At 69.6% G+C, this 4,594-nt stretch carries 4 protein-coding genes and 2 pseudogenes; 5 read left to right on the forward strand and 1 reads right to left on the reverse strand.

What is annotated here, in order from left to right:
• Positions 1 to 441, reverse strand: a pseudogene (locus tag LQV45_RS18380) (phosphoserine transaminase); the annotation flags it as partial.
• A gap of 94 nt (positions 442 to 535) precedes the next feature.
• Here LQV45_RS18380 and LQV45_RS18385 point away from each other — a divergent pair.
• The 5 genes and pseudogenes from LQV45_RS18385 to LQV45_RS18405 all read left to right on the forward strand — a co-directional run.
• Complete coding sequence (locus LQV45_RS18385) at positions 536 to 1,234, forward strand: metal-dependent transcriptional regulator (RefSeq protein WP_230008260.1); 699 nt, start codon at positions 536 to 538, stop codon at positions 1,232 to 1,234.
• Between the two features lie 378 nt (positions 1,235 to 1,612).
• Positions 1,613 to 2,407, forward strand: a complete 795-nt coding sequence (locus tag LQV45_RS18390; protein ID WP_230008261.1) for a M23 family metallopeptidase — start codon at positions 1,613 to 1,615, stop codon at positions 2,405 to 2,407.
• A 340-nt stretch (positions 2,408 to 2,747) separates the two neighbouring features.
• Positions 2,748 to 3,245 (forward strand): HNH endonuclease, encoded by a 498-nt coding sequence (locus tag LQV45_RS18395; protein WP_138172652.1) that lies wholly within the window; start codon positions 2,748 to 2,750, stop codon positions 3,243 to 3,245.
• Between the two features lie 308 nt (positions 3,246 to 3,553).
• Positions 3,554 to 4,270, forward strand: coding sequence for a hypothetical protein (locus LQV45_RS18400; protein ID WP_374208244.1), 717 nt, complete (start codon positions 3,554 to 3,556; stop codon positions 4,268 to 4,270).
• A pseudogene (locus tag LQV45_RS18405) lies at positions 4,270 to 4,594 on the forward strand (DNA polymerase Y family protein); the annotation flags it as partial. The gene LQV45_RS18400 and the pseudogene LQV45_RS18405, both read left to right, overlap by 1 nt.

Below are 4,594 nucleotides of genomic sequence, written 5' to 3' on the forward strand. Positions count from 1 at the left end.
CTCGTTGTGCGGCCAGGCGTAGACGTCCACCCCTTCGACGGCCTCGAACGCCGTGCGTGTTCCGGGCTCCGCGCGGCGCACGTCGGGCGCCTGCAGCCACGGAGCGGCGGCTGCCGCGGCGAACTTGCCACCGAACTCACCGAAGACGAGGTTCTGGCTGCGGTTCTCGATGAGACCGAAGGCGGCGGCATCCCAGAAGGCGGTCGACCCGCCGTTGCCGAGGATGATCTCGTACCCCTCGGGCAGGCGGAACAGCTGCGCGAGCCGCTCGCGGGTGCTGGCGACGAGGTTCTTCACCGGCGCCTGGCGGTGCGAGGTGCCCAGGATCGTGGCGCCGCGCGTGACGAGCGCCTCGAGCTGCGCACCGCGCACCTTGGAGGGGCCGCACCCGAAGCGACCGTCGGCGGGCAGGAGTTCGGTGGGGAGGTCCACGTGCGGCATGCGTCGATTCTAGGGCGGGGTTCGCACCCGCCCGCGCGTGTGTCGGAGGGGGTCGGTAGGCTGGGAGAACCGCCGCGAAGCCGAGGAATCCTCAATGACCGATCTCATCGATACCACCGAGATGTACCTGCGCACGATCCTCGAACTGGAGGAAGAGAACATCGTTCCCCTGCGCGCCCGCATCTCCGAACGGCTGGGGCACTCCGGTCCGACCGTCTCGCAGACGGTCGGACGTATGGAGCGCGACGGCCTCGTCGTCGTCTCCGAAGACCGACGCCTCGAGCTCACCGACGACGGGCGGCAGAAGGCGGTCGACGTCATGCGCAAGCACCGTCTCGCCGAGCGTCTGCTGAGCGACGTCATCGGGTTGGACTGGGCCTACGTCCACGACGAGGCCTGCCGCTGGGAGCACGTCATGAGCGAGCAGGTCGAGCGTCGCCTCGTCGAACTCCTCGGGCACCCGACCGAATCGCCGTACGGCAACCCCATCCCCGGCCTCGACCAGTTGGGCGACGCGGCCAGTTCCACATTCGAAGAGGGTGTGGTGGGTCTGGTGCGCAAGCTGACGGATGCCGGTGCACCGATCTCCGGAACCGTCCGGCGTCTCGCCGAGCCGGCGCAGGTCGATCCCGAGTTGCTGCAGCAACTCAAGGCGGCGGGTGTTCTGCCGGGCAAGCGCGGGAACTACCGCTTCAACGAGGGCTACGTGCTCGTCGAGATGGACGGCGTCGATGACGGGCTGGAGTTGCCCGTCGAGGTCGCGTCGCACATCTTCCTCGTCGACGAGGCCTGAATCCCGTTGCCCGCCCGACCTGCGTCTGCCGGTCGGGCGGTGTGCGCATCCCGGACATCGTCTGTACACCTCTGCCTCAGGCGTGACAGTTTCGTTATCTTCGGGTAGCCTCGGAAAGTCCACAGGCGAGAAGCCCGCCGTCGGACCCCTCGCGGTTTGCCTCACCGGCTCGTCGTCCGCAGAGGGTGAAGCCCGCACATCGTGCCCCATCGAGTGCTGACGAGCCAGCGTCCTGGACGCAGAGGCGCCGGAGGAAATTTGGCTGAACACATCGATCCCGCTGCGGACCTGCCCGAGGTTCCTGCGACGGGTCAGACTCGTAAGAGCGCGCGCGCCGCGGTCTCCCGACCCTCTCGTCGTCCCTCGCGGACGCCGGTCGTGACCTCCGCTGCCGTCGCTCGTCCCGCTCCCGCGCCGCGCGCGTCCTCGTCGTTCCGGCGGGGCACGAAGCCGCTGCGCAGTGCCGTCATCCTGTCGATGGTCGCCGGACTCGTCGCGACCGTCGCCATCCCCGCGTATGCGGCCACGATCCCGGCCGCCGAGACGATGACGCTGCAAGAGATGTCGGCCCCCGACAACCAGTCGCTCGTGGTCGCGTCCGGCGTGACGGCCGGCACGCTCGACCGCAGCAGCTATTCGGCGACCACCGCCGACGAGATCCAGAAGAAGAAGGATCAGGAGGCCGCCGCAGCGGCCGCCGCCGAACGGGCACGGCAGCTCGCCGCGAACGCGAACGTCGCCGTCTCGTCGGTCAACCTCAACATGACCGCCCCCGGCTCGGGTGAAGTGCGCTGGCCGCTGACCGGCTACACGCTCGGTCGCGGTCTCTGGGACTCCGGCTACCACCAGGGTGTCGACCTGCTCGCCCCCGGTGGGCAGCCCATCTTCGCCGCGGCCGCCGGTGTCGTGAGCACGTCGTCCGAGAGCTTCGGCGGCTATGGCGTCGGCATCGTCATCGAGCACGTCATCAACGGACAGAAGGTCTCCACGACCTACGGGCACATGACCTACGGCAGCCGCCAGGTGCAGGCGGGGCAGACCGTCGCCGCCGGCCAGCTCATCGGTCTCGTCGGCTCGACCGGCAGCTCGACCGCGAACCACCTGCACTTCGAGGTGCACATCAACGGTTCCGTGGTCGACCCGTACGCCTGGCTGCAGCAGAACGCCGGCTGATTTTCACAACGACAGACGGCGTGCCGGAGACGATCGTTCTCCGACACGCCGTCTGTCGTTTCCCGGTGCAGCCGACCCCGGGCGTGTCGCCGTGGGTTAGCCTGTTCGCGACGTCGGGAGAACCGGAGGGAAAGCCGATGGACGCCATGCCTCGCATCCGCACCATGGATGCGCTCGGGCTGCTCGTTCTTCGGCATCGCATGAGCGGATGCCGCGGTCTCGCCGCGACCTCCGAGGCGCTGTCTGCATAGACAGCGCCTTTTTTCGTGCCCCTGCGCCTCTTCCGCCGCCGCGAGTCGAACATCCGAGAAGCCGTCTCGGCCATTCGAGAGGAAACGGAATGCGCACACTTGTGCTGAACGCGGGCTACGAGCCGCTCGCCGTCGTGTCGTTCAAGCGGGCCCTCGTGCTCGTGATGAACGAGAAGGCCACCGTCGTCGAATGCGTCGACGAAGATCCGGTCTGGGCGGCGGCGGGGACCTACGACCGTCCCGCGGTGATCATCCTGACGCGCTATGTGCGCGTGCCCGGGGCTCGTCGCGTGCCGGTGACCCGCCGCGGGGTCCTGCGTCGTGACGCGCACCGCTGTGGATACTGCGGGAAGGCGGCCTCGACGATCGATCATGTGCTTCCCCGCTCGCGCGGTGGCAAGGACACGTGGGAAAACCTCGTGGCGTGCTGCCTGCGCTGCAACAACGTCAAGGGGGATCGCACGCCCCAGGAGATGATGTGGGAACTGCGCCTGATCCCCGGGCCGCCGCGCGGATCGTCGTGGACGGTGCGCGGTGTCGACAAGTCCGACCCGCGCTGGGAGCCGTACCTGGCACTGGCGGCGTGAGACCTCGCGATCATCGGCTCCGCCGGGCCGTGGCATCCGGAGCGGTGGTGTGAGGGCGGCATGACTCGTGCCCTCCTCGTCATCGACATGCAGCGCGGGGATGCGACGTGACGGTCGTCCTGGATGCCACCGCCGAGCTGATGACCGCGACCGCCCTGGTGCTGCAGCAGGGCGGATTCGCCCGCATCGCGCGGACCGCCGACCTGGTCTGAGGTCGCGGAGGCGATGTCGGAGGGTGATCGTATCTTCGAACCACAGGGATTGAGAGTGTAGAACACATGTTCTAACCTGTGGGAGTGAGGGCGATCGTGCGAGACCAGGTGCAGGCCGTACCCGACATCCACGCGCTCCGCGATCGTCTCGAGCGCATGCAGGGTCGCCGCATGGACGCGCCGGTTCTGCCGACGCATCCCGCTTTCTCCTCGCTGCTGCCGGGCGGCGGTCTTCGTTCGGGCTCGGCGTACGCGATCGCCCGCTCGATGTCACTGCTGCTGGCGCTCATGGCGCGGCCCTCGCAGGACGGGGCGTGGTGCGGGGTCATCGGCATGCCAGAGCTGGGAGCCGAAGCCGCCGAGAAGTACGGTCTCGATCTCGATCGACTGGTCTTCATCCCCGACCCCGGACCCCGCTGGCTGGCGGTGACGGCCACGATCGCCGAGGTCCTGCCCGTCGTGGCGGTGCGTCCCCCGGCGGGGTCGACCACCGCGCGCGGCGGCACCGAAGTCACGAGACTCGCGGCCCGGTTGCGCGATCGCGGCACGGTTCTGCTGGTGCAGGGCGCATGGCCGCAGGCGGAGGCCGTGATCGACGTCGCCGATCCCCGGTGGGCGGGCGTGGGGCAGGGGCACGGCTATCTCGCCGGACGTGAGCTGACGGTGTCGGTCAGCAGCAAGCGCACGCCCACGGCCCGTCGCGCCCGCATGCTCCTCCCCGCCGCCGACGGATCGATCGAGATGCTCGGGGCGCCGACCGAGAAGCTCGTCCCGCGCGAGCACGGGGGCTATCGGCAGAGGGCGGCGGGCTGATGCGCGAACCGACGCGCAGCCTCGTGATGTGGCTCCCCGACTGGCCGGTGCTGGCGTACTGCCGCGAGGCCGCACGGCCCCCGCGCGCCGACAGCCCCGTCGCGGTGTTCGAGAACAACACGGTCGTGGCCTGCTCCGCCGCGGCGCGCGCCCAGGGGGTGCGTCGGGGGCAACGTCGTCGGGATGCCCAGGCGCTGTGCCCCTCGCTCGTCGTCATCGCCGCCGATCCGGTGCGCGACGCGCGTGTCTTCGCCCCGGTCGTGGCATTGATCGAGGAGCACGCCCCGGGGGTCCAGATCGTCCGTCCGGGGCCCTCCGCCCCCC

This window comes from Microbacterium sp. Bi128 (assembly GCF_918698205.1).